The following is a 20,321-nucleotide window of genomic DNA, read 5'->3' on the forward strand; positions in this document are numbered from 1 at the left end:
AAAAAAGGCCCAGTCGTTAAACTGAGCCTTCATGTTCTTTGTTCGCGGCTTTGCGACTCCTCTCGGCGTTGCTACACCACTTACGGCTTACCCGTCAGCAAGATAGGCCCTGTGAAACAGGCGGGATCACCTCGATTTATTGTCGCGAGATTTTTTCTTACTTAACCGATACTCGTCCATGCAATAAATGCATGCACCGTTATTTGTTTTCCTAATTCCAAGGTGATGCTTGGCGCAGTTAGACCCAATATAAGTTTTATCGCCATTTGAAATAGCTAACTTACGAGAGGAGAAAAATGAAATAACTGCTGTTGATGATTTTATAGTCTTCCTTGGCTTTGCTTTCCTTTTTGGAGGTCTCACACGAATATGGGAGGGATATCTTTGACTGGTATGCCTTCCTTTCATTATGCAATCTTGGATATTCTCTTTATGTGTCCCTGGCTTTAAATGCTCAGGATTAATGCAGGCGGGGTTGTCACAAATATGCATAAGCTCTTTATTTATTTGGTCATAATTACCAACCGTCAATAAATACATAACCTTATGCGCACCTAGCTGATGTTTTCCAACCTTAAATCTTCCATATCCACACCTATCAAGATTGCTGCTGTATTCGTGGCATCCACGTTCGTTAATAATAACTTTCCTATTAAGGCGCTCAATTAGCGGAACTCTTCCTGTAAGGGAGAGTAAATACTCTGGGGTGAACTCTTTTTTCATTTCGGACACCTATAGAAAGCAAGCCTGTTCGCACAGAAAAGCCGCCCAAGAGAGGTCCGCACCTATACGGCTGTTCTCAGGTTTGCTTTCTGTAGGCTCTTGGTTGGATACGCTTGCGACAGCGTTAGGGATAAAAAAAGCCCCGCTATTGCGAGGCTAAGAAGCTATCTATTCCTTGTCGGGGGAATTAGTCTTTCAGGAATTCTTCAGTGGGGAATGACATCTCACCCATCATTAACTCAGCGCCAGTGCTGGTGACGATTACTGTGTGGTGTGGGTGAACGTTTTCAGCCAGCCACTTAATCAATGGCTTTGATGCTTCTTCGAAACTCGCTAGCTTTTTATTGCTGTCGGTTATGTTGCACTCACCAAGGCATGGGCCTTTATCGGTAAAGCAGTTAACACAAGCGTGATCGTGGGTTTTATTTTTATCGAAAGTTTCATGGAAGCCGCCGCCCATGTTGTACCACTGCCAGCACTTACCAAATTCACGGTTTAGCGAGTTATCACCAAGACTATCTATTACATTCAGGTCAGTTACTGCGCCTTCATGTTCAGGCTGATACCCTTCTCCGATTGCAGTCTTGATGTACTCAACCATCTGTGCACGGGGTGGGTCTAATGGGGTTACTTGGCTTTGCTCGGAAGTACAACCCAACCCAGAAACCTTGCCGCCACAAATAGCATCAAATAGCGCGCTGACGTTATCCCAATCACGACCGCCGTTCGGGAAGTATTCCTGCATCGTTGCCATTGCATCACTCTTGATTTCTTCTGCGGTTTTCTCAGTCATGATTTATCCTGTTGGTTATTTCAGGCACACGTTAGTTACGTAGTCCTGCAAGCCATTCACTTGACTAGTGAGGGTTGCGATCCCGTCTCTGAGACGCCAATAATTGAGTTCAGCATCTGCTGTAAGTCGGGGGCTTTCTGCATCAGGGCTGCCGGAGGTGGCGGAGGTATTACCCTTTCCACACGTTGCGTTGAGCTGCAACCGCTTATTACCAGCAGCGACAGCAGCACGAAGACGCTCATTTTCAGATTTGGCATCTGCCAACTCCTTTGCTTGCTTGATGTCGATAGCCGCTACAGTCTGGCGTTGAGTTTCCATCACCCTGATATCAGCGAGAGCATTATCACGCTCACCGGTTACTGTGGTGATAACAGCGTCTTTCTCTACTGACTGACTGTGGTAGTGAAAAGCTATCCAGGCTAAACCAGTGAAGATGGCTATCAGTACAGCAATGAGAGCGGTGATTAATTTGCCAGACATAGCGACTTTTCCTTCTCACGGCGAGTAACCAGTCCGGGGAGCTGTTTGCCGCCACCATAAGTCCAGCGAGGGAATTGATAACAGGCTTCTGTGAATTTCCCTTCTCGCAGCATCCGGTACATCGTGGATTTCTGCATCTGGGCGCAACCAGCATTGAAGGTGATCGAGGTAACAGCATCAAACTGGCCTTGGTTTAGCTTCTTTCCATTGCCGTATTTGTTTACGCAAGACTCCGCTTCAAGAATGTTCTTTTCCCAATCTGCGGCTATCTGAGCATCGGTCTTAATGACTCCGGCCTTAACGCCATGAGTATTACCAATGCCATCAGTCAGAACGCCAGCCGGACAAACATACGGATCACGACGACAAGCCTCGGCATTACCGATCAGCTCTAAACCTTTCTCGCTCGTCCTGACCGCTCCGTTAGATACAACTATCGTAATGATGGCTGACACTGCACAGGCAGCACCGGTGGCAACGCGCTTCAATGCTGCCATTATTCAGCCTCCATTCTCTGCAATGCTTCATTCACTACAGCAATAGCTTCAGGGCTGGTTTCTAGCGTCTTGTCTTGCAAGAACTCACGAAGTAATTGTGTCCGCTTCTGCTCTTCTTTTAGTTGAGCGTCCTTTTCACGCCTGTTTGCGTAATACGTTTTTATTGTGAACCACGCACTAATTGCAGCTCCAACAATAAAGATGTAGTCCTGCGTGCTTAATACAGAGAACGCGGCAAGTGAGCCCGTCCACCAATACTGGAATTGGCTTGTGTCGTTCATTTTCATGCACCACCTCCCCAGTTGGGGAATCATCTTCCCGGCGTTGGTCGGGTTCGTTTGCTGTTGTGTAGGGAATAGCCCTGCCGCCGTTTCCACTTTTCGCTAGAGGGTGTTTGCGGTTGATTGGTGTAGACGGAGGGCTAAATAAAAAAGGCCACCAAATTGGCAGCCTGAAATGTGGAGCGTCTAGCCAGAATCGAACTGGCGCTTACTGGGTGGAAGCCAGTAGTTATGCCACTTAACCATAGACGCAAATGTAGAAATGCAAAAAGGCCCAGTCGTTAAACTGAGCCTTCTTTGTGCTTGCGGCACCGACTTAAGACAGATACGGCACCTTACCTTCTAATAGTGGCTAATTGGCTACAAGATGTCAACACGTTTATGCAACTTTCTTTATTTTAGCTACACGTTTGCGGGAGATAAATGCTTTTTGCAGTGGTTGATACAATAACCAGAGTGCAGCCTCCAGTATTTGGTCAACTTCATTTCTACACGTACCCAATGACGGTTTTTTCAACCTATCCCCACCTCTCGTTGACATCTTGCGGGGTTTTGCAGTCGCGAAGTAGTACGATGCAATTGATCGCTTTGATGCCCCATGAGAGTAATAGCTAATCAGAATACCAAGGGCCTTTGTGTCAATGCGCATAACGGAATCTACGACCTGAGAAATCAACATTCCGTCATCGTCATTGCACATCGGCCTTGATGGGCTGCCTTGCGGTTCAACCGTCGCCATGTACTGCGCTATAACGCTGCTCATGCGCTTTTCTAATCTCCCTGAGTAAACCCATGAACCCCATAATTCAAGCCAGCCGTTAACCCAATCATGCTGGTCCTTGGTGAGCTTTAATTGCGTTACGTTCATGCTGCCCTCTGCTCGTCAGTGTTAACCGTTCCACCTAGCCTGTCTCTATCTGTGCTGTACACAATCCGGTGCATACTTAGAATGCTGTCATTCCGGTATACGCGTAGGCCTGAAATAGATTGAACAACTGAGTAGTCATCGCACTTGCCATCCGATAAGCGCTTATCTCTTCTTTCCCTGGCTATTGATATTGCTTCTGAAAGATTCATCTATGCGGCCTCCAGGTATCTCTTGCGTAGTTTTTCGTAATGCTTCGCCCGGCGGGTGAATATCGCTTTCACTCGTTGCAGGTATGGGATGTCGAATTTTCTTGGTGTGTTATCTGTTTCAAGGCGATCAACTCGGTCGATGCCTATCTTGATAATGAGATTTCGTCTGAATGGAATAAGATTGCCGGACATTTCCCGATTGCAGCGAACGCAGCCAGCGTGAATATTGAAAAGGTTAAACCTGAGATGTGATGCTGTTCCTCTTGACCGGTAATGACTGGCATCAACAGCCCCACCCCTTACTCCGTAATTTAATGCGTTTCCACATGCGATACAGGGCTTGCCGTAGTCCCTCCAGAACACGTATCTATTGACTGCTACCTGTGCCTCTTTATTCCAATCGGATGCCGTCTTGAGGATCTCCTTTCGCTTTTGCCATGCCTTGCGGTCTATTGACTGTTGCTTGGCGTCAGCATCTTGTTTGGCTATGATTCTGGCGCATGGAATTGAGCAGGCTTTTTGAGTTGAAGAGAATGGGGTGAACTTGGTGGGGCAGACTTTGCACTTCTTTAGCTTTACCGGTTTATTCTTCGGCTTGCCGGTTATCATCGGCGGCCTCCTTCGCTGCTTTATCAATGCATTTCTGATGAGCGTAGGTTTCGCCTTTGTGCAACATCAGGAAGCAATACACGCAGATTGATTGGGGGAGTTCGCTCATGCTGCCACCTTCCCCTTGTCACCGAACCGGTTGGCCCACTCAACTTCTCGCTTGGCATCGTCGCTAAACTTCACGTTATGCTCAGTGCCAAACCAGTAAGCAGCCTCAATAATCTCTACCATCTCGCTCTTTCTCATCTGGCTTGTGCGATGACCAAAGCGAACATAGCCACCAGTAATGCCCGGTGCTTGCCTGCGTTCCTGCTTCTTGGTTTCTGCTACAAGGTCAGTGATTAAATCCTTCCAGTCCTCTTTGCTGTACTTCACGCCATGCCAGAAAACCTGTTCAGCAATGTCAGTAAGCAGCGGCCACATTTTGTTATTCTGTGGAAGACTTCGCTTGGGTTCCTGGATGATGACTTCTTTGGGGGATTTGAAATCGAGCGGTGTGTTTCTGATGGCTGCTATTGCGTTATTTCTGATGCTTTCGTTTAGAAGTAAATACTTCTGTCTATCCATTTTCCTTCTCCGGCGCGGCGTCTAGCATATTGGCATAACGCTCTAACATGCTTTCAAAACTTCCTGTCAATCCGAGCAGTGTGAGCATTGCTAAAGTTGGCTCAATCGGAACCAGCTTCCAACCATCTGGTATCTCCGGAGAGTTCAACTGTGGGGTGGTGTAAACGATGCGGCGGCGGGTGGGGTCGTATTGGACATAAAATCCTTTATCGCAGTCATCCCAAACCCATTCAATGTCGTCGAACATGCATACCCCTGACTGATACTGATAAATCGGCTCAGCCCTCTTTGCAGCTAACGCGATTCGGGCCAGTGCTGTGAGTTCATGATGTGATGGTGGGAATGACAATGCTGTCAGCTCTTCCAATCTCTCTACAGTGAAACTATCTAATTCTTTCATCAGCATTTTCTCTCATTCAGTATTCTGTCGTGATAAACAATGGCCTTGGCTTTAGTGGCAATCCGCATCCCTTCAATTTGCTGCTTAGCAACCTTTGACCAATGCTGGGTATCGTCAAAGTAATAGCTATGCGTGAAAAGAATCGAATCCATTACATCAAGTGCTCTCTTTATTCGGCTTGGGATTGCTAACATTTCTCACTCTCTCCCTTGATTCGAATACCGGCAGTGCGCACAACGGCATAGCATTGAATAATTGCGGCCGTAAACCCGTTGGCATAATCACTCGTATGGCCTTGTTCAAGCGCCTCACGACAGGTCATTTCTTCAGGAATATCCACCACAATGCTTTCTCTGGATGCTTGCCATGCACACCACGCCAAATGGATGCCAAAAATTCGATAGCAGTTTCTCTCTGGCTCCCAATCAATATCTTCGCCATATAGCCCATGAACCTCTTCAAGCCACTTCTCAAACTCTTCCCGCGATTTAGTTATGTCCATCATGATTTCCTCGTCATGTTCAGCTTGGCGCGGAGTGCGGCAATGTGATCCAGTGCTTTCTCGCTGCTGACCGGGATGTGAAGCTTAGGGATTTGCACCACCGGCGCGGGGATTGGCTCACCAGATTCAATGCGCTTCGACATGTCAGCCAGCTCTTTGCCGCAACGTTTCCGTAAGTCCTGCTCAGATAACCCCTGCACTCGCTGCTGTGAATAAAGCTTTGTGACCATCCAGTAAGCCGGATTGCTGGGCCAAGGGAACGCTTCTGCGCTGCTGAACATATCCCTCCGCTTGGCATAGTCCATCACCATGTCATAAAGCTCATCCGCATCGGGCAGTCCAGCGGCGCGGGTGGCACCCTGCTTACACCATGCAATGAATTGGCCGGGTGACGGGAGGAACGGCGTAGCCTGCTGACGGGCAATCTTCATACCGGCATCAACTTGATCCATGTTGGTAATGCCGTTTTCTATGAATGCCAACACCCACTGGCGACGTAGCTCGTTCAGGTCGCGTTGGTCTTTGATGCTAGTCATCAGCGCTGGAAATGCAGCCTTCAACTGGCGAAATAGCTCGTTGAATATATCCGCGGCCTGCTCTGGCACCTGCTGCTTTGGCTTATCAGCGGCGTACATCTGCTGCAATGATTGACCATCACGGTTCTGGATGGCTGTGACGACATTTCTCATACCGATACCCCGTTTATCCAGTCAGTGTTATCGAAGTCCAAAACAGGCTTACCAGTGGCAGTGCCTGATTGCTGTTTCTTACGCTTGATGTCCAGCTTGTCCCATTTTTCGCGGAGCGTTGACGGGCAAAGCACGTTGCCACACCAGAAACTATCCTGCGTGGCCCACTTGAAGAGCACACACATGTCTCGGTGATTCCTGCCATCCCGTTCACGCATCAAGCGGATGCTATTGGCCCAGCCAGCAAAAGACGGCTTCTTAGCATCGGGGGCAATCATCAGCACGGCGCTGAACATCCACTCCGCTGCCCGAAGGTCATCAGCAGTCCCCCAATTTTTACCACTTTGGATTGCAGCATCAGGACGAACTACAGGAAGCTTCTTAGATGGGGTGTCAGGGGATTCGTTAGAATTCTCTGACGTAAAGGGTTTTATATTATTGTTATTACCTTCTTGTTCATGATGTGCGGGCTTAAGTGCGGCGTTATGTGCGGCACCACCATCTAAAGCCGCGCCGTTACTGGCTTCACCATGTGCGGGTTTAAGTGCGGCATTATGTGCGGGTAAATTGTCTATTTTTTCGGCATATTCAGCGTAATTTAGGATGGTGATTACCGTCCCTTTTCGCTTCTCTCCACCCGTTGCAATCATCCCTTCTTTGACGAAAAAGGAGAGCATCCTGCCCACCGCATCACGGCTTGTTGGCTTACCTTCTCTATCGCACAGAGATAGCCCTAAATCAGCCGCTGTCGTGACCAGTTGACCGGCTTGAAGATTCCATTGGTGACCTTTGAAGTTAACCGTACGGGGCTTTCTTTGAGCACCAAATAGCAGGTCCTCCCAGAGAGTCCGCAGGAAAACGTCTTTGGCCCAAGGTTTCTTCTTGATGCTTCGGTACAACGGGACATAACCAAGCTTCTGGTTCTCCATCCTGTTGCTCCTGCGCTCACGTTCGGCGCTGATATCAAATACTTTGGCTGTACTCATGCGGCAATATCCTTGATTTGATGAGCAGCCAGTAATCCGGCGATCCATTGGATGCCTTTAGGGGTGAACTTGTTTTGGATGAAGGCGTGACCGTTTGTTAGGTTCTCGCCTGTTTTAATAGTGAAGCGTCCTGCATCGATGTGTTGAGCGTAAGGCGTTAACTTCCCAGCCAGCAGATACATGATCTCGCTATCGAGCAGGAACTTACGGAAGGCTGGTTCTTTGATGTGAAGAAGCTTGCACGTTTCGCGAAAACCAAGAGATCCGGTCGCTGTGACGTAGCTGTCAACGAACTGAGCTTTCGGAGCTGCAATAGCAAGTTGATTTTCCAGTTTCTGTTTTTCTTCTGCGAGGTCTGCCGCCAGCCGTAAAGCATCTGGCAAGTTTTGAGGAATGCGCGCCTGATTTTCCAACTCCTGCCAGCGATCAACTAATCGAGCCGTGAACTCAGGGGAAAGCTGGGCAACTACAATGTAGCTGTCTCGCTTGCCAACTTGGTACACAGCTACCGATTGCCCAAGATGATTCTTAACTTCCCCCAATGGGGGGAGTTGAATTGTTCCACGAAGTGCCAGTCTTTCTATTGATTGCTTAACTTTGTCATGACGAGACTCAACGAGATCAGCTATTTCCTGACTGGTCATAGTCGGGTTTACTACCGTAGATAAACTCATGTATAGTTACCTCAGAAATTGAGCGTTATTTGAGAAGCCTCTCCTGTTCGTGCAGGTGAGGCTTTTTGCTTTCCGGTCACCGCAATCACAGCCTGCCTTGCGATTTCCCTTATCACGCTCGTCTCCCATATCTTCTCAAGAAGAACAAACGTCACTGCCATATCATGTACGTTCAACCGGCTTACCTTTGATTCGGCCCAGCCAGCATCCCGCGCAAACTTGCTCTGGCCCTTGATAGCCATTCGGCTTCGTAGCTCAGATTCAACTTCCATAATTCTCTTGCTGTTACTTGCACGTTCCATTGCGTACTCTTCCCTTGTTAGATGTTGTTACGTGACAAAGCTGTGAGCTTGTCACTTTGGTAGCCCCAGACTTTCCGGGGTGAGGTCAGTAGTGTTAAAGAGCGGTAGTGCTTAAGCTGCTTTCGATTCTGGCGGGAAAACACTATCCAATGAGCAATTACCGCCTAATTCATTGAGTGCCTGAACTATTTTTCTACTTGTGTGAAGGTCAGGAGTTCGGGTTCCTGATTCATAATTGCCAATGCGAGACTGGCTCCAGTGGAGTTTGTTGGCTAAGTCAGCCTGGGTTACTCCAATCCTTTTTCGCTCTTCAGCAATTTGATTCATTGCGAATGTCCCTCTTGGTTGCAGATACTCTTATTAAACACAATTTGTGATTACTTGTAAACACGAATCGTGAAAGAAGAAAAACACGCAATGTGTTAAAAGGACGTCATGAAAAATATCAACCTCCAAATAGCAGAACGCTTAAAGGCGGCAAGATCGGCCTTGGGATTAAGTCAGCGAGAATTAGCTGAGAAATGCGGCTGGGAATCACAATCTAGAGTTGGAAACTATGAACTTGGCACTAGAAAGATAAGCGCAGAGGATGCTGTTACGTTGGCTTCTGCTCTGGGGATTAGCCCTGGAGAGTTAATGTTTGGAAATGAATCGGATAAAGTTTACGTACAAAGGTCATACCCAGTGGTTGGGAAGGTAAGCGCGGGGCCGTGGCAGGAAGCAATAGAGCCTGAAAGGATTCGTGATATTGAACATTGGGAAGAAACGACAAAGCGAGTTAGTGATGATTCGTTTTGGTTAGAAGTTGATGGTGACTCAATGACATCTGATAAAGGAATAACCTTTCCAAAAGGGATACTGATTTTAGTTGATCCAAAAGCAAACCATGAGCCTGGTAGTTACGTTATCGCGAAACTAACGGAAGAGAACTCCGTGACCTTTAAGAAGTTCGTTATAGAAGGTGGAGAGCCTTATTTGGTGCCGCTTAATAACGACTACAAAACAATCCCTGTAAAGAGAGATTGTAAGTTTATCGGCGTCGTTAAAGATATGGCGTGGAATGAAAGTCTCTAACCCACTGCTAGCCCATAGAGGGGTGGGGGGGGGGATTTTGTTAGATTTACATTGAAGCGAAAATGTTAGTTTATAATTTTCTAGCATAAAAATAAGGACTTAGGATGGAAAAGCTTTGCTTCCCTCCCCTCCTTCCTCCCGGATTTCATGATTTGAATGATGCTGAAATCAAGACGCTATGTGTTGATGCATTCCCGAAATCCGCCAGAAGGAGTATGCTATACTGTAATTACATACAGCTCATGAGTGATGTTAGAAGTTTAAACCAACAATTTAAGTGTTTTTTAGAACTATGGGTAGATGGTTCATTCACAACGGAAAAACCCGAGCCTGACGATATTGATATCTTGTTAGTTATTGATTTCGACCAACTGAATCTTATTCCAGTAATGTTCCAGCCGCAAATAGAGTGCATACTCAACAGGAAGTACATTAAGAATAACTATCATATTGACCTTCTTTTGTTGTATAAAAATTGCCCACGAAGTGATTATGATGAAGATAGAATGCATTGGCGTGGTGTGTTTTGCCATGATAGAGAGGATACCCCTAAAGGGGTAGCGAGGTTATCACTATGAACGATAATAAGGATATGATTTCACTAAAGAAACGTATTAAGTTCGTTCAGAATAAACTCGATTCGATATCCTCTGCCAAGAATATGACATTTGCAGATCGCATCATGTTAAATAACATGGATGCTTATATGAGCGATCTCCAAGCAGAACAACGCGCGTTGGATATTCGTCATCCACTACTTGATTTCATGGAATTGCGATTAAAAGGTTCAATCGTTGACCTAGGAACTGTGCCACTTGAAATTATGGGCATAATCACTAGCAATTTAGCTGCAATGGTTCAGCGAGCAACGCACAAACTATCTTCAGGCAGGGATTCACATAAAGTTCCTTATAGTATAAAGAGCTCATTAAATATGCGACTTGCTGAGATTTCTCCTGGGTCCACTAGGCTTGGACTTACATTTTCAACGGGGCAATGTGAACTAGTTGAAACCGTATCTAGTAAAGCAGTTAAAGAAATCATTAACTTACTGGATGCAGTTGACGCTACTACAATGATGAATCAGGTCGCCGAAATTGGATTCAACTCGGCCCAAAGTTTGAAAAAAATCGTAGAAGAGTGCGATAAAAATCATATTGATTTTGATTTATCATGGATTGGCCCATTTAGTGATGGAAATCGTAAGGTTTCTGTTAATTCCACAAAGATAAAAATGCTAAGTGACCGCCTAGCTGCCACAACCATTTCCTCTCCGGTCATAGAAACTATTGTTGGTGAGCTAGCTTCACTATCAAAATATGGCAAGCTTGAAATTGAAGTGGATGGTGAAAAGATACGAGCATCATTCCCTGTAGATATGCTGGAAAATATACAGAAAAAACACAAGGTTGGTAAAAAATTATCTCTTGTTGTTGAAGTTACTGATATTAATAATGATAACCTTGGGTTGCACAGAAAAAACTATTTTGTGAAATCATTCAATTAATACTTCCCACGCCTAACCCGGCCCCGCTGCCGGGTTTTTTGTGCCTGTAATCTGACAATCTCACCACCCTACCCGCGTTAAACACTACTCACCTCACACTTTTCACGCCTGATAGCCAGGTGCGAAGGGTCGCGGCTGAATTATTTTCAAATTAAATTACTTTAAAAATCAATCAAATAAAGAATCACACTCAAATTAATCACATTTCGTGTTGATTATAAAAACACATTATGTGATTATCAATTCCATCAACACGGCAGGACGCCGAAGCAGTACGACAGGAAGTGCTCTTTAACATTGACGGATTTCTCCCGGATAGTCTGGGAGACCAAAGAGAAGTTGGCTTTGGGATGTGGTGAATGCGCAGGCTGATGCGCAACATTGTAACGGGTGTGAATGGGTGAGGCACGAGTCTGTGTTGGAAGACAAGCTGCGTAAATAGCCGGAAGACAGGGTTACCCAATAAATTCAGTGAAAATCATGACGCGTATCCCTCTCTAAGAGGTGGCAGCTAACACTGAACATAGTTCAAGCCGGATATCAGCACCGGCCACCACATCACCAAAGCCAATCACCGGAGGTAATCATGGTAGCGATCACAATCAAACCAGCTAAAGAGAATTCAAAGACACGCAAATTTAAGCGTACAGGTGAATTCTTCGCGGCGAAGGATGCCAACCGAGTGCTGGCAAGCCGAATTGAAGCAGCGTTCACAAATCTCTCTGAGGGCTGCACATCGAGGGTATGTAAAGCAACGATGCCTATTCAGATTCGCAGCACAGAGCGGCCAAGCGCGGACAACATATGTTTGCCAGAGGTCGCTAAGTTTGCAGCAGGCTTCCGTAAGTCAGAATCACTAACAGCGAGGTAGGTATGGAAAAAACACAAGAAAAACTCTTGATGGCACCAAGTGCAGATATGAGCGATAAACCAAAAGTAACGATATTTGGCAAGGAAATGGATTCGGAAGCATTGGACGTACTTGTCAGGGTTATCGGAAACTCACTGAACGTTATTGCGGAATATGGTGCAATAAATGATTGGGACGAAGAGAAAATAAAAGCGGCAACAAAATCTGCTGCCGTCGGAATTGCTTTCGGACTTAAGTCACTTGTTTATTTTAAAGAATCTCAAGAGGGCTAGGGTTCTTTTTACCTTCTTCCTTAATTAGCGCCAAGAACGTTTTAGTGAGTTGCTGGTATCTATCGAAATACTCTGATGGCTCTCCGTTATTCTTTTGCTGACCAAGAAAGTTAAGTGCGAGCTTGGAGGCTAATTCGTTATCACTCATCTTCAAATCCATTTTATTGACTGTGGAATAACCAACATATCAATTTCCTTTGACTGTGGAAAGCAGGGAAACCACGGCTGGGCGTGGATAAATATCCCAGCACAAATTATATGAGGTCACTTAGGTGGCCTTTTTTATTGGCGGGTAAATGAGGAATGAATGATGGTGGAAATCAAAGAAACGAAGGATGTTTGGCTAACGGTTACCAATAGCGATTTAACAGAGGGGCGCGGGCGACCGGTGATTTTGTATGTGTGTGACAGCCCAGTAACAGCAGATCGACTGGGTAAGAAAAAGTCAGTTCAGGGAAGTGACGCCGACACCATCAAAGCAACAGCGGTAAAGATTGGTACTCGCTGGCTAGTTCCTTGGGAAATCGTACCAGAAAGCGATGCAGATAAAGTGATTAGAAAAAAGAATGAGGCACTCGACCAGATTGTCGAGAAGATGCGCGAAAAGGGATTTTCGTCAGATGAAATTGCTGCCTTAACAACTCGCTAACCCCTAGTGACCTTACCCCTGCCACTTAACCGGTGGCAGCAATAAGACCACTAGATTCTATAAGGAGCCTGACCATGGATAACAGGCGCAAAACTGGAGAGGTAATTATGTGACCGCTAATGAGTGACCTTACCACTGCTTGCTTATTAGTGAGCTTTGGCAAGTTCATTGATAGAGGGTAAGGCGATGAAGTTTTCTAAGAAAGTTTATAAAAACACTCCAGAGTACGCACTTTACATAAAAGCTAGATTTGCTGATAGATCATCACATTCATTTGAGTTTGATGGGCATCGCTGGGCCTACGAACACACTAGCTTTGACGACGCTGGTAATTACGATTTGCTGTATCGATTTACTGATGATGAGGTTTCACCTGTAGAGACATCTGACGATTTATCAGTGCGCGATTACATGGCAGCCAAGTACATGCAGGGTGTGAGCGCTAACCCTGAAAGATTGTACAGCAACGATGACTTGGCAGAAGAAGCCTACCAGATGGCAGACGCAATGATTAAGGCGAGAGGGTGAGATATGAGCTTAGACATGACGATAAAAGTTGAAAGTGCTGGCGTAGAGATAGATCGATACAAGCACCTTACTCTTGAGCTAGTTCGCGCTGAATTGGTTGAGGCTGTAGAAATAAAAGACATCGTTGGCGAATACGGTTCCACTGATTTACTGGAAGAAATTGGCAAAACCGACGTTATTTCTTGGATTGAAAATCAAGGCTACACCGTAACAGAAACCGAGTAACTCCCCACCCCCACCAATCCCCAGAGTAAGCCTGCCAACTGTCGGTGTTTTGCTGTGGGCTAAACAAAGGAAATGAGCATGAGTGAAGCAACCGGCTTATCGATTGTTATCGAAGCTAAGAACGCTCTCGCAGTATTTACCCAGCCTGACCACATCGAATCAATTCTTCAGCAGGTTGAGAAAGAAGTTAATTCGTTTGTTCCAGACGTCAGCACAAAGAAAGGCCGCGACGCTATTGCTTCTCTCGGCTTGAAAGTGGCTAAGACCAAAACTTATTTGGATGGTCTGGGTAAGGATCTGGTTACCGAATACAAAGAGGTGCCAAAGAAAATTGATGCCAGCCGAAAGACGGTTCGTGACCGGTTGGACGCACTGAAAGAAAAGGTTTTGCTACCGAAGTTGGAGTATGAAGCAGAACAAGAACGAATTGCAGCAGAAGCGGCCTATGCAGCCATGTGGCAGGAAGCCCATGAAATGGACGCCAGAATTACAGCAGAACGGGCAGCTAAGAAAGAGTCTGACCATGAGATGGCTCTGCTGATGAATGACGCTTTCGACCGTGACGCCAAAGCGAAAGCTGATGAAATTGAACGCCTGCGCAAGGCCCATGAAGAATTCATTGCTCAACAGGCAGCAGAGAAAGCGAAACGCGAAGTTGAAGAGAAAGCCAAACGTGACATTGAAGCAGCGGAACAACGTGAGCGTGATGCAAAACTGGCTCAGGAACGAGCTGAACAGACTGCCAAGGATGCCGCCGCTAAAGCTGAACGTGACGCCAAAGAATTAGCTGAACGTGTCGGGCGCGAAAAGCAGGAAGCTATCGACGCCGAGAAACGTAAAGCACAGCAGGAAGCTGAGCGAGTTCAACGTGAAGCCAAGCAGAAAGAAGATGTTCGGCTGGCAGAAGAGAAGCGTGTTGCTGATGAAGCGGCGGCGAGAGCAGCTAACGAAGCACATCGCAAAACTGTTGGCACCGCCGTGGTAAATGGACTGATTGAACACGCCGGGCTAACCCGCGAACAAGCCATTGCCACTCTCTGCGCGATTAAAGACAGCAAAATTCCTCACACAAATATCCACTACTAATTAAACCGGAGTATCCCATGCATACCTTTTGTATAGCAGGGTGGCCTTGCGTGGGCTGCTCTGAGACTTTGCTCGACCGCATTTGCCGCAACGTTAAAAACGGTGCGCGTCGTCTTATCGAAATACTTAACCAACGAGGTGAGCCATGAAATTTCAGATAATTGGCGGCCGGTTATTTATCCGCATCGGTGACAGTGAGCACTACTACCCAAACAATGAAACCGGCTATCGACTTATGTCGCTGGCGTTTTGTGAAAGTAAGGGGCTGCTATGACATACGCAGAAATGAATGAAGCAAGGAAGCTTTATAGCTCACTGAACGAGCAAGATTTAGAACAAGCTGGACAAGTCGCAGAGAGGCAGGAAAAGGCACTGCGGGTTCATAACCTAATTAAAACCTTTGAACACCTCCCTGAATTCGACCGTGAAGCTTTCAATATTTTAGTTGATGAGTACGACTTCGAGGGATTCGACACCGCACTCTACAACGTCCTATTTGAGAATGCCAAATGGCAACAGGCGCTGGAAATACAGCGGCGACTGGCTGAACACGATGAGGCGGCATGATGGAACCGGGCCACTATCAAGATATATCAAACGAGGATTATCACTCGGGGCCGGGGGTAAGTAAGTCGCAACTGGATGATGTAGCTATCAACCCCGCAATACTCACATGGAAGAAAACAGCGCCAGTAGACACGGAAAAGCTCAAGGCGCTGGATATGGGAACGGCACTCCACTGCCTGTTACTTGAGCCTGATGAGTTCGATAAGCGATTTATAAAAGCGCCAGAATTCAACCGGCGCACAACTGACGGTAAGGCAGCAGAAAAGGATTTTCTGAAAGAGTGCGAAGAGTCAGGGAAGACTGTCATGGATTTTGAACAGCACAGGAAGCTGGAATTAATGCGAGGAAGCGCCTTAGCTCACCCGGCGGCGCGGTACTTTTTGGAAGCAGAAGGATACTGCGAATCATCCATTTACTGGCGAGACGAGGAAACGGAAGAGCTATGCCGAATACGCCCAGATAAGTTTCTTCAAAATCAGCCAATTATCGTCGATGTGAAAAAAGTAGCTGACATGGATCGCTTCTCTCGCGACATCGAAGAATTTCGGTATCACGTGCAGGATGCCATGTACCGGGATGGTTACCTGAATCACTTCAACGGATACCCCACTTTTATCTTTCTTGCCGTTAGCGAAACCATCGACTGTGGCCGATACCCAACTCGGGTATTCCAGCTTGATGCCGACGATGTTGCCGCCGGGCACGAACTTTATCGCAAAAATTTACAGACCTATCACGAATGCCGACTCAGCAACGAATGGGGCGGTGTAGAAACCATTTACCGCCCGGCATGGGCAAGGAAAAAGAACAATGACTGACATCGCCAATATCGAACTTAGTAATGAGCCAGCCATCACTAATGCTAACGTGGCTATTTTCAGCCCGCAAAACTTAATGGCTATCCAAAACTTTGCAACGCTAATGGCAAGCGGTCGATCAACAATCCCCGCGCATCTTGCCGGTAATAAAGCTGACTGTATGGCAGTTGCGATGCAGGCCGTTCAATGGGGAATGAACCCATTTGTTGTTGCTCAAAAGACTCACGTTGTCAGCGGCACCCTGGGTTATGAGGCGCAGCTCGTTAACGCGGTGATTTACGCAATGGCTCCCACCAAAGACCGGATCCATTATGACTGGTTCGGGCCGTGGGAGAACGTGATCGGCAAGTTCGCAGAGAAAACATCCCAAAAAGGCAACAAATACATTGCACCAGACTGGACGCTGGCTGATGAGAAAGGCTTGGGCATTAGAGTTTGGGCCACGATGAAAGGCGAGGATGAACCCCGCGTTCTTGAGTTGCTACTGTCTCAGGCGCAAGTAAGAAATTCCACTTTATGGGCCAGCGACCCCAAGCAACAGTTGGCCTATCTCGCAGTTAAGCGCTGGTCACGCCTGTACTGCCCCGAGGTTATTCTCGGCGTGTACTCCACCGATGAACTGGACAGTAAGCCAAAGCCTGAGCGAGATGTAACGCCACGCACTAATGCTGACCTGAATAAGATGATTAATACGAAAAAACAGGAACCTATCGAAGGAGAATTAGAAACTACGAAGGTCGAGGAGCGCTCTCCTGACACACTGCTTTCTGATTTTACCGCCGCCGCCAGCAATGCAAAATCAGTCGCAGAGTTGGATAAATTCTTCAAGTACAGCCAGCGCGTTCTTGCAGATCACCATGACCAACTCGAAAAAGCCACCGACATTTACGGCATCCGCAAGGCTGAAATGGAAGAAGTTCCAATGTGAGACTGTTATGACAAAACCTTATGAACCATGGGAAGGATATGAAGAGCAGTTTATGAGGGAGGTTTCTGGATATATGCCCGGCAGCCTGATAGCTGAAAAACTTGAACGCTCTATTCAGTCTGTTTACTCAAAAGCTTCTGACATGGATGTCACCCTAATTTCAAATCGACCCTCTCGGCGATGGACAGAAACGGAATTGCAGTTACTTGGCAAGGATGCCGACGAGAAAGTAGCCCACTTAACTGGCAGGACGCTGAAATCAGTTATGTGCAAACGGGCCTCGCTATTCATTACTAAAGCCGCCTAATTCCCCCCCATTTAACCGGCAGTCAATCTGCTGAGGACTTTCTATGTCTGAAAATAGTGATTATGCAGAACTCGAAAAGAAATATCTGGCCGTGGCTGCTGAGAATGCGGCGCTTACTGATAAATCCGCTAGCGAGCTTTCAAACTCATGGTTGTTGCATCGCGCTGTTATGACCATTCAAGCAGCCCTACATTGTATTCACGGCACAAATATATATGAGGCGCAGTGCTGGCTAGAGAGTATCGCTGATGATGCTGAGTTAGTTATCCCGCCAGAAATGATGCTTAGTGATTTGCAACGTTGGTTTGATGAAAACATGGTTGGTCATATAACTCACGCCAAAGCAGTAGAAATAATCAAATCGGAAACCCCAGCCACCATTCAGGCGCTTAACGAGATAAAGGCGCAGGGTGTTGAAGCTTTTGCCGATAATTGGCAGGGAAAGGAATTGCATAGTCAAATTTCAGAAATGGCTCGCCAGTTCGCCGCCAGTCTGCGGGGAGGTGAGTGATGGATAAGCATATTGAAGAATTTGAGGCATTCATGGCGGAACGGTTCGGGGATTCAATAGACCGCCGCAAATGCCTCAATGGTGATGATAACGATTATATGGCGTGGGATATGCAGGTAGCGAAAATAATATGGATGCAGCTTGCCGCCAAGCTGGAAGCGGCAAATCAGATAATTGAAGCAAATAATGAAGGTGATTTAGAAAATACACAGTTAATGAATCTTGCTGCCTATTCAGCAACGCTTAGATGTCGCGCAGAGGCATCAGAGCAGCGTTTTGATGATTTAGCCAAAGCAGCGGGATGGACGCCAGAACGATGTGAACAGACCGGCGATAGCCCGTTTGATGCGGTTGAGGGTTTGTTTGCGGACAGGGTACGAGCGGAACAACGCGCAAAGGCAGCAGAGGCGCGGCTACTCGTGCCGGTTAAGTCGCCTGATGATGGTCTGGAAGACTGTATAAGCATGTGGCCCGATAATTGGCGAAACGACTTTGATACTGGTTATAACTTCGGGGTGTGGCGCTGTGAGCAAAATATCAAAGCCGCTGGCTATCCGGTTGAAGGGGGTGAGTAGTGAACACTGAACAGCTAATTGAATTTATTGATGAGAGCGAAGAATACCAAGCATATTTTTTGCTATGTAAAAAATGCCCTACGGCGGCGCGGCGATTTTACAGATTAACCAAAGCATTAAGCAAGCTCTGTGAAGATGTGCGAAAAGAATTTCCTGATGCAGAATATTACACCGGCTCAGGGGGATTTAATCTACTGATCGGGGAATCTCATACAAATGGTGCGGCGAATCAGAAACTTTGCGCTGTTTCTTCAGTTGAGTTACATGTCGGTGATGGCGACTGGTAGAGGGGAATGCAGATGAAAAAGAAAAAAACTGACGGTACATGCGAATACTTACGGAGTGATGATTGCACTTTTCTCGTTATGCGTGGCGACTATGATAAAGATGCGATTATCAAAGCAGCCATTGAACAAGGTGAAATAGACTCTGAATTCGCAGAGGATTGGCAAAGTGCCAATTATTATCAAACAAACTACAAAGCGGTGCCAAAGAGCGAATATTCCGCATGGTACGCACCTTTGGATAATCCGTGCAGAGGCTCGTTCTTTGCTTCTGTTTTACAGTGGGATTGAGGGGAATGCAGATGAACAAGCTAACTGAGCAGGACTTACGAGATATAGAAGATGGTGCGATGTTAACTCAACTTCAGGATAAGTTAATGGCGGCTGAATTATTGGATTTACGTAGTTGGAAAAAAACGGCTGTCATGTGTACTAACGAGCTAGCGGCGGTTAGCTCTGAAAACCGAAAACTCAGGGAAGAATTGGCAGCAATTAAGGGTGGGCAACAGCCAATAGGGAAAGTTGTCCTCAGTGACTACGATAATTGCGGTTATCGCCAAGGGAAGGTTGTGTGTCTCCATGACCAAGCCGATTGGGATAATTTCGCTGACGGTACATTGTTGTACCTCCACCCGGAACCAAAGGAATAGCCATGCTCATAGGTTTCGTTCTACTCGTCACCTCATGCTCTACCTGCAATGCCCAGCCAGTTACCGAAGATATCTACCCCACTCAATCCGAATGCCAACAAATCTCAACGCTGATACATGAGCGGCGGCCTGATGCTGTGCTGATTTGCTCTGAAGTCTATCGGCAGTAGCGCTATACTTCCTCTAAACGAATAGGAGGGAGCTATGGGCTACAATCTCGCTAAACTGTCACAAGAAGATAAAGACAAGATGGCTGTTGACCAGGCTGCCAGTGGCGTTGCATTCAAAGAGCGCTACAACATGCCAGTTATCCCTATGCAAATAGAGGAACAGCAGCCAGAGCATCTGCGCGAGTATTTTCGCGACCGAGTAAAATATTACAGGGAAGTGAGTAAAACGCTGGGTAAGATGGAATATACCCCGCCAGAGCGCAAGTAAATGGCTCGCCGTCAGGATGTAACAATAGCGTTTAGGGCATCAATAGTCGTTGATTCTCGCGGGCGCAAGGTGGTTACGGTTGACAGATTTATCATGGAATTGTTGAAGGTTAACCATCATTTCGGCCCGGCTCAGGCTAATGAATATATCGCCCGATACGAGCGCAAGTGGAAGCTCATGGATGAGCAAGATAACGGATTAAATACTTACTACCTGTTCAACAATTACTAAGCGCCACACCACTTAATGAACCTCGCTAATGCGGGGTTTTTTATTGGGAGTAAATCATGAGCGACTCATTCGAGAAGTGGCTCAACGAGCCTATTGGCCCTAACGGTGAGCAACGCCGCTACGTCCTTAGCATACCCCGTCAACACTTCGCCAAAACAGTATGGACAGATTGCGAAAAGGCAATCAAAGGGAAACGGACTTCATCTAAATAAACTGGAGA

General features: G+C 46.7%; 40 protein-coding genes and 1 tRNA gene. 22 read left to right on the forward strand and 19 right to left on the reverse strand.

Annotated features, from left to right (window positions below):
* Positions 1-126: 126 nt before the first annotated feature.
* The 18 genes from N0H69_RS18750 to N0H69_RS18835 all read right to left on the reverse strand — a co-directional run bounded on the left by N0H69_RS18750 (position 127) and on the right by N0H69_RS18835 (position 8,907).
* Entirely contained in the window at positions 127-723 is a 597-nt protein-coding gene (locus N0H69_RS18750; protein ID WP_050881089.1) for an HNH endonuclease, read from the reverse strand.
* Positions 724-910: 187 nt separating this feature from the next.
* Entirely contained in the window at positions 911-1,516 is a 606-nt protein-coding gene (locus N0H69_RS18755; protein WP_259705566.1) for a hypothetical protein, read from the reverse strand.
* A 15-nt stretch (positions 1,517-1,531) separates the two neighbouring features.
* Positions 1,532-1,996 (reverse strand): lysis protein, encoded by a 465-nt coding sequence (locus N0H69_RS18760; protein ID WP_151419958.1) that lies wholly within the window; start codon positions 1,994-1,996, stop codon positions 1,532-1,534.
* Positions 1,981-2,493, reverse strand: coding sequence for a lysozyme (locus N0H69_RS18765; RefSeq protein WP_151419957.1), 513 nt, complete (start codon positions 2,491-2,493; stop codon positions 1,981-1,983). The genes N0H69_RS18760 and N0H69_RS18765 overlap by 16 nt, the downstream gene beginning before the upstream one ends.
* Positions 2,493-2,774: a hypothetical protein gene (locus tag N0H69_RS18770; protein ID WP_151419983.1), complete on the reverse strand. Its 282-nt coding sequence runs from the start codon at positions 2,772-2,774 to the stop codon at positions 2,493-2,495. The genes N0H69_RS18765 and N0H69_RS18770 overlap by 1 nt, the downstream gene beginning before the upstream one ends.
* 178 nt (positions 2,775-2,952) lie before the next feature.
* Positions 2,953-3,026, reverse strand: a tRNA-Gly gene (locus N0H69_RS18775).
* 127 nt (positions 3,027-3,153) lie between these two features.
* Positions 3,154-3,642, reverse strand: coding sequence for an antiterminator Q family protein (locus N0H69_RS18780; protein WP_151419956.1), 489 nt, complete (start codon positions 3,640-3,642; stop codon positions 3,154-3,156).
* A 209-nt stretch (positions 3,643-3,851) separates the two neighbouring features.
* Positions 3,852-4,460: a recombination protein NinG gene (locus tag N0H69_RS18785; RefSeq protein WP_151419955.1), complete on the reverse strand. Its 609-nt coding sequence runs from the start codon at positions 4,458-4,460 to the stop codon at positions 3,852-3,854.
* Positions 4,435-4,569 carry a hypothetical protein gene (locus tag N0H69_RS18790; RefSeq protein ID WP_259705567.1) on the reverse strand — a complete coding sequence of 45 codons (135 nt, stop codon included), beginning with the start codon at positions 4,567-4,569 and terminating at the stop codon, positions 4,435-4,437. Before N0H69_RS18790 ends, N0H69_RS18785 begins: the two co-directional genes overlap by 26 nt.
* Positions 4,566-5,027 carry a recombination protein NinB gene (locus tag N0H69_RS18795; RefSeq protein ID WP_145550190.1) on the reverse strand — a complete coding sequence of 154 codons (462 nt, stop codon included), beginning with the start codon at positions 5,025-5,027 and terminating at the stop codon, positions 4,566-4,568. Before N0H69_RS18795 ends, N0H69_RS18790 begins: the two co-directional genes overlap by 4 nt.
* Positions 5,020-5,427, reverse strand: coding sequence for a type 2 periplasmic-binding domain-containing protein (locus N0H69_RS18800; protein WP_259705568.1), 408 nt, complete (start codon positions 5,425-5,427; stop codon positions 5,020-5,022). The genes N0H69_RS18795 and N0H69_RS18800 overlap by 8 nt, the downstream gene beginning before the upstream one ends.
* Entirely contained in the window at positions 5,427-5,579 is a 153-nt protein-coding gene (locus tag N0H69_RS18805; RefSeq protein WP_154295269.1) for a hypothetical protein, read from the reverse strand. Before N0H69_RS18805 ends, N0H69_RS18800 begins: the two co-directional genes overlap by 1 nt.
* A 35-nt stretch (positions 5,580-5,614) precedes the next feature.
* Positions 5,615-5,932, reverse strand: coding sequence for a phiTE_015 family protein (locus tag N0H69_RS18810; RefSeq protein ID WP_151419953.1), 318 nt, complete (start codon positions 5,930-5,932; stop codon positions 5,615-5,617).
* A complete protein-coding gene (locus N0H69_RS18815) occupies positions 5,929-6,618 on the reverse strand; it encodes a replication protein P (protein ID WP_151419952.1) in 690 nt (229 codons plus the stop codon). Before N0H69_RS18815 ends, N0H69_RS18810 begins: the two co-directional genes overlap by 4 nt.
* The gene (locus tag N0H69_RS18820) at positions 6,615-7,547 is read right to left on the reverse strand and encodes a phage replication protein O (protein ID WP_151419982.1); all 933 of its coding nucleotides are present in this window, start codon (positions 7,545-7,547) and stop codon (positions 6,615-6,617) included. Before N0H69_RS18820 ends, N0H69_RS18815 begins: the two co-directional genes overlap by 4 nt.
* Before the next feature lie 53 nt (positions 7,548-7,600).
* Positions 7,601-8,278: a phage antirepressor KilAC domain-containing protein gene (locus N0H69_RS18825; protein ID WP_054878762.1), complete on the reverse strand. Its 678-nt coding sequence runs from the start codon at positions 8,276-8,278 to the stop codon at positions 7,601-7,603.
* 11 nt (positions 8,279-8,289) lie between these two features.
* Positions 8,290-8,580, reverse strand: a complete 291-nt coding sequence (locus N0H69_RS18830) for a CII family transcriptional regulator (protein ID WP_151419951.1) — start codon at positions 8,578-8,580, stop codon at positions 8,290-8,292.
* Positions 8,581-8,691: 111 nt separating this feature from the next.
* Positions 8,692-8,907 carry a helix-turn-helix transcriptional regulator gene (locus tag N0H69_RS18835; RefSeq protein ID WP_050322448.1) on the reverse strand — a complete coding sequence of 72 codons (216 nt, stop codon included), beginning with the start codon at positions 8,905-8,907 and terminating at the stop codon, positions 8,692-8,694.
* Between the two features lie 108 nt (positions 8,908-9,015).
* Between N0H69_RS18835 and N0H69_RS18840 the strand changes: the two genes are divergently transcribed.
* From N0H69_RS18840 to N0H69_RS18855, 4 genes are all read left to right on the forward strand, one after another.
* Positions 9,016-9,654: a LexA family protein gene (locus N0H69_RS18840; protein ID WP_050311058.1), complete on the forward strand. Its 639-nt coding sequence runs from the start codon at positions 9,016-9,018 to the stop codon at positions 9,652-9,654.
* 104 nt (positions 9,655-9,758) lie between these two features.
* Positions 9,759-10,232: a DUF6932 family protein gene (locus tag N0H69_RS18845; RefSeq protein WP_050101195.1), complete on the forward strand. Its 474-nt coding sequence runs from the start codon at positions 9,759-9,761 to the stop codon at positions 10,230-10,232.
* Entirely contained in the window at positions 10,229-11,161 is a 933-nt protein-coding gene (locus N0H69_RS18850; protein WP_050919442.1) for a hypothetical protein, read from the forward strand. The genes N0H69_RS18845 and N0H69_RS18850 overlap by 4 nt, the downstream gene beginning before the upstream one ends.
* 873 nt (positions 11,162-12,034) lie before the next feature.
* Positions 12,035-12,304 (forward strand): hypothetical protein, encoded by a 270-nt coding sequence (locus N0H69_RS18855; protein WP_050072795.1) that lies wholly within the window; start codon positions 12,035-12,037, stop codon positions 12,302-12,304.
* Here the strand turns inward: N0H69_RS18855 and N0H69_RS18860 are convergent.
* The gene (locus tag N0H69_RS18860) at positions 12,282-12,452 is read right to left on the reverse strand and encodes a hypothetical protein (protein ID WP_154236146.1); all 171 of its coding nucleotides are present in this window, start codon (positions 12,450-12,452) and stop codon (positions 12,282-12,284) included. The genes N0H69_RS18855 and N0H69_RS18860 overlap by 23 nt on opposite strands.
* 159 nt (positions 12,453-12,611) lie before the next feature.
* On the opposite strand from N0H69_RS18860, the gene N0H69_RS18865 reads away from it, so the two are divergent.
* The 18 genes from N0H69_RS18865 (at position 12,612) to N0H69_RS18950 (ending at position 20,313) form a co-directional block, all read left to right on the forward strand.
* The gene (locus N0H69_RS18865) at positions 12,612-12,953 is read left to right on the forward strand and encodes a hypothetical protein (protein ID WP_050322439.1); all 342 of its coding nucleotides are present in this window, start codon (positions 12,612-12,614) and stop codon (positions 12,951-12,953) included.
* A gap of 186 nt (positions 12,954-13,139) precedes the next feature.
* Positions 13,140-13,481 (forward strand): hypothetical protein, encoded by a 342-nt coding sequence (locus tag N0H69_RS18870; protein ID WP_050881091.1) that lies wholly within the window; start codon positions 13,140-13,142, stop codon positions 13,479-13,481.
* A gap of 3 nt (positions 13,482-13,484) precedes the next feature.
* Positions 13,485-13,706 carry a hypothetical protein gene (locus N0H69_RS18875; RefSeq protein WP_050148820.1) on the forward strand — a complete coding sequence of 74 codons (222 nt, stop codon included), beginning with the start codon at positions 13,485-13,487 and terminating at the stop codon, positions 13,704-13,706.
* Between the two features lie 78 nt (positions 13,707-13,784).
* Positions 13,785-14,792 carry a hypothetical protein gene (locus N0H69_RS18880; RefSeq protein WP_259705569.1) on the forward strand — a complete coding sequence of 336 codons (1,008 nt, stop codon included), beginning with the start codon at positions 13,785-13,787 and terminating at the stop codon, positions 14,790-14,792.
* 17 nt (positions 14,793-14,809) lie between these two features.
* The gene (locus N0H69_RS18885; protein WP_113773209.1) at positions 14,810-14,941 is read left to right on the forward strand and encodes a protease FtsH-inhibitory lysogeny factor CIII; all 132 of its coding nucleotides are present in this window, start codon (positions 14,810-14,812) and stop codon (positions 14,939-14,941) included.
* Positions 14,938-15,066: a hypothetical protein gene (locus N0H69_RS18890; RefSeq protein WP_259705570.1), complete on the forward strand. Its 129-nt coding sequence runs from the start codon at positions 14,938-14,940 to the stop codon at positions 15,064-15,066. Before N0H69_RS18885 ends, N0H69_RS18890 begins: the two co-directional genes overlap by 4 nt.
* Complete coding sequence (locus tag N0H69_RS18895; RefSeq protein ID WP_057636582.1) at positions 15,063-15,359, forward strand: hypothetical protein; 297 nt, start codon at positions 15,063-15,065, stop codon at positions 15,357-15,359. The genes N0H69_RS18890 and N0H69_RS18895 overlap by 4 nt, the downstream gene beginning before the upstream one ends.
* Positions 15,359-16,177, forward strand: a complete 819-nt coding sequence (locus N0H69_RS18900) for a PD-(D/E)XK nuclease-like domain-containing protein (protein ID WP_151419981.1) — start codon at positions 15,359-15,361, stop codon at positions 16,175-16,177. Before N0H69_RS18895 ends, N0H69_RS18900 begins: the two co-directional genes overlap by 1 nt.
* Positions 16,170-17,105 (forward strand): RecT family recombinase, encoded by a 936-nt coding sequence (locus N0H69_RS18905; RefSeq protein ID WP_050151443.1) that lies wholly within the window; start codon positions 16,170-16,172, stop codon positions 17,103-17,105. The genes N0H69_RS18900 and N0H69_RS18905 overlap by 8 nt, the downstream gene beginning before the upstream one ends.
* Before the next feature lie 7 nt (positions 17,106-17,112).
* Entirely contained in the window at positions 17,113-17,412 is a 300-nt protein-coding gene (locus N0H69_RS18910) for a hypothetical protein (RefSeq protein WP_050151444.1), read from the forward strand.
* Positions 17,413-17,455: 43 nt separating this feature from the next.
* Positions 17,456-17,923, forward strand: coding sequence for a hypothetical protein (locus tag N0H69_RS18915; RefSeq protein ID WP_050151446.1), 468 nt, complete (start codon positions 17,456-17,458; stop codon positions 17,921-17,923).
* Positions 17,923-18,498: a hypothetical protein gene (locus tag N0H69_RS18920; RefSeq protein ID WP_050151448.1), complete on the forward strand. Its 576-nt coding sequence runs from the start codon at positions 17,923-17,925 to the stop codon at positions 18,496-18,498. The genes N0H69_RS18915 and N0H69_RS18920 overlap by 1 nt, the downstream gene beginning before the upstream one ends.
* On the forward strand, positions 18,498-18,785 hold the full coding sequence (locus N0H69_RS18925; RefSeq protein WP_151419949.1) for a hypothetical protein: 288 nt from the start codon (positions 18,498-18,500) through the stop codon (positions 18,783-18,785). Before N0H69_RS18920 ends, N0H69_RS18925 begins: the two co-directional genes overlap by 1 nt.
* 12 nt (positions 18,786-18,797) lie before the next feature.
* A complete protein-coding gene (locus tag N0H69_RS18930; RefSeq protein ID WP_235896024.1) occupies positions 18,798-19,073 on the forward strand; it encodes a hypothetical protein in 276 nt (91 codons plus the stop codon).
* A gap of 11 nt (positions 19,074-19,084) precedes the next feature.
* Positions 19,085-19,432, forward strand: coding sequence for a hypothetical protein (locus tag N0H69_RS18935; RefSeq protein WP_050151452.1), 348 nt, complete (start codon positions 19,085-19,087; stop codon positions 19,430-19,432).
* Positions 19,433-19,636: 204 nt separating this feature from the next.
* Complete coding sequence (locus N0H69_RS18940) at positions 19,637-19,870, forward strand: DNA polymerase III subunit theta (protein WP_145533479.1); 234 nt, start codon at positions 19,637-19,639, stop codon at positions 19,868-19,870.
* A gap of 93 nt (positions 19,871-19,963) precedes the next feature.
* Positions 19,964-20,101 carry a hypothetical protein gene (locus tag N0H69_RS18945; protein ID WP_155413409.1) on the forward strand — a complete coding sequence of 46 codons (138 nt, stop codon included), beginning with the start codon at positions 19,964-19,966 and terminating at the stop codon, positions 20,099-20,101.
* A 56-nt stretch (positions 20,102-20,157) separates the two neighbouring features.
* On the forward strand, positions 20,158-20,313 hold the full coding sequence (locus N0H69_RS18950; RefSeq protein WP_155412594.1) for a hypothetical protein: 156 nt from the start codon (positions 20,158-20,160) through the stop codon (positions 20,311-20,313).
* Positions 20,314-20,321 lie beyond the last annotated feature (8 nt).

Origin of the sequence: Yersinia alsatica (assembly GCF_025133195.1) — a bacterium.
Classification (GTDB): Bacteria; Pseudomonadota; Gammaproteobacteria; order Enterobacterales; family Enterobacteriaceae; genus Yersinia; species Yersinia alsatica.

Coding starts and splice junctions, on each gene's coding strand:
- N0H69_RS18945 (WP_155413409.1), top strand. CDS start 19,964: ATGGAATTGTTGAAGGTTAACCATCATTTCGGCCCGGCTCAGGCTAAT.
- N0H69_RS18810 (WP_151419953.1), bottom strand. CDS start 5,932: ATGATGGACATAACTAAATCGCGGGAAGAGTTTGAGAAGTGGCTTGAA.
- N0H69_RS18850 (WP_050919442.1), top strand. CDS start 10,229: ATGAACGATAATAAGGATATGATTTCACTAAAGAAACGTATTAAGTTC.
- N0H69_RS18750 (WP_050881089.1), bottom strand. CDS start 723: ATGAAAAAAGAGTTCACCCCAGAGTATTTACTCTCCCTTACAGGAAGA.
- N0H69_RS18815 (WP_151419952.1), bottom strand. CDS start 6,618: ATGAGAAATGTCGTCACAGCCATCCAGAACCGTGATGGTCAATCATTG.
- N0H69_RS18950 (WP_155412594.1), top strand. CDS start 20,158: ATGAGCGACTCATTCGAGAAGTGGCTCAACGAGCCTATTGGCCCTAAC.
- N0H69_RS18845 (WP_050101195.1), top strand. CDS start 9,759: ATGGAAAAGCTTTGCTTCCCTCCCCTCCTTCCTCCCGGATTTCATGAT.
- N0H69_RS18785 (WP_151419955.1), bottom strand. CDS start 4,460: ATGATAACCGGCAAGCCGAAGAATAAACCGGTAAAGCTAAAGAAGTGC.
- N0H69_RS18875 (WP_050148820.1), top strand. CDS start 13,485: ATGAGCTTAGACATGACGATAAAAGTTGAAAGTGCTGGCGTAGAGATA.
- N0H69_RS18865 (WP_050322439.1), top strand. CDS start 12,612: ATGATGGTGGAAATCAAAGAAACGAAGGATGTTTGGCTAACGGTTACC.
- N0H69_RS18930 (WP_235896024.1), top strand. CDS start 18,798: ATGAAAAAGAAAAAAACTGACGGTACATGCGAATACTTACGGAGTGAT.
- N0H69_RS18795 (WP_145550190.1), bottom strand. CDS start 5,027: ATGGATAGACAGAAGTATTTACTTCTAAACGAAAGCATCAGAAATAAC.
- N0H69_RS18860 (WP_154236146.1), bottom strand. CDS start 12,452: ATGAGTGATAACGAATTAGCCTCCAAGCTCGCACTTAACTTTCTTGGT.
- N0H69_RS18760 (WP_151419958.1), bottom strand. CDS start 1,996: ATGTCTGGCAAATTAATCACCGCTCTCATTGCTGTACTGATAGCCATC.
- N0H69_RS18905 (WP_050151443.1), top strand. CDS start 16,170: ATGACTGACATCGCCAATATCGAACTTAGTAATGAGCCAGCCATCACT.
- N0H69_RS18805 (WP_154295269.1), bottom strand. CDS start 5,579: ATGGATTCGATTCTTTTCACGCATAGCTATTACTTTGACGATACCCAG.
- N0H69_RS18820 (WP_151419982.1), bottom strand. CDS start 7,547: ATGGAGAACCAGAAGCTTGGTTATGTCCCGTTGTACCGAAGCATCAAG.
- N0H69_RS18790 (WP_259705567.1), bottom strand. CDS start 4,569: ATGAGCGAACTCCCCCAATCAATCTGCGTGTATTGCTTCCTGATGTTG.
- N0H69_RS18870 (WP_050881091.1), top strand. CDS start 13,140: ATGAAGTTTTCTAAGAAAGTTTATAAAAACACTCCAGAGTACGCACTT.
- N0H69_RS18940 (WP_145533479.1), top strand. CDS start 19,637: ATGGGCTACAATCTCGCTAAACTGTCACAAGAAGATAAAGACAAGATG.
- N0H69_RS18855 (WP_050072795.1), top strand. CDS start 12,035: ATGGAAAAAACACAAGAAAAACTCTTGATGGCACCAAGTGCAGATATG.
- N0H69_RS18770 (WP_151419983.1), bottom strand. CDS start 2,774: ATGAACGACACAAGCCAATTCCAGTATTGGTGGACGGGCTCACTTGCC.
- N0H69_RS18915 (WP_050151446.1), top strand. CDS start 17,456: ATGTCTGAAAATAGTGATTATGCAGAACTCGAAAAGAAATATCTGGCC.
- N0H69_RS18910 (WP_050151444.1), top strand. CDS start 17,113: ATGACAAAACCTTATGAACCATGGGAAGGATATGAAGAGCAGTTTATG.
- N0H69_RS18765 (WP_151419957.1), bottom strand. CDS start 2,493: ATGGCAGCATTGAAGCGCGTTGCCACCGGTGCTGCCTGTGCAGTGTCA.
- N0H69_RS18825 (WP_054878762.1), bottom strand. CDS start 8,278: ATGAGTTTATCTACGGTAGTAAACCCGACTATGACCAGTCAGGAAATA.
- N0H69_RS18920 (WP_050151448.1), top strand. CDS start 17,923: ATGGATAAGCATATTGAAGAATTTGAGGCATTCATGGCGGAACGGTTC.
- N0H69_RS18900 (WP_151419981.1), top strand. CDS start 15,359: ATGGAACCGGGCCACTATCAAGATATATCAAACGAGGATTATCACTCG.
- N0H69_RS18800 (WP_259705568.1), bottom strand. CDS start 5,427: ATGAAAGAATTAGATAGTTTCACTGTAGAGAGATTGGAAGAGCTGACA.
- N0H69_RS18755 (WP_259705566.1), bottom strand. CDS start 1,516: ATGACTGAGAAAACCGCAGAAGAAATCAAGAGTGATGCAATGGCAACG.
- N0H69_RS18840 (WP_050311058.1), top strand. CDS start 9,016: ATGAAAAATATCAACCTCCAAATAGCAGAACGCTTAAAGGCGGCAAGA.
- N0H69_RS18780 (WP_151419956.1), bottom strand. CDS start 3,642: ATGAACGTAACGCAATTAAAGCTCACCAAGGACCAGCATGATTGGGTT.
- N0H69_RS18890 (WP_259705570.1), top strand. CDS start 14,938: ATGAAATTTCAGATAATTGGCGGCCGGTTATTTATCCGCATCGGTGAC.
- N0H69_RS18835 (WP_050322448.1), bottom strand. CDS start 8,907: ATGAATCAAATTGCTGAAGAGCGAAAAAGGATTGGAGTAACCCAGGCT.
- N0H69_RS18880 (WP_259705569.1), top strand. CDS start 13,785: ATGAGTGAAGCAACCGGCTTATCGATTGTTATCGAAGCTAAGAACGCT.
- N0H69_RS18830 (WP_151419951.1), bottom strand. CDS start 8,580: ATGGAACGTGCAAGTAACAGCAAGAGAATTATGGAAGTTGAATCTGAG.
- N0H69_RS18885 (WP_113773209.1), top strand. CDS start 14,810: ATGCATACCTTTTGTATAGCAGGGTGGCCTTGCGTGGGCTGCTCTGAG.
- N0H69_RS18895 (WP_057636582.1), top strand. CDS start 15,063: ATGACATACGCAGAAATGAATGAAGCAAGGAAGCTTTATAGCTCACTG.
- N0H69_RS18935 (WP_050151452.1), top strand. CDS start 19,085: ATGAACAAGCTAACTGAGCAGGACTTACGAGATATAGAAGATGGTGCG.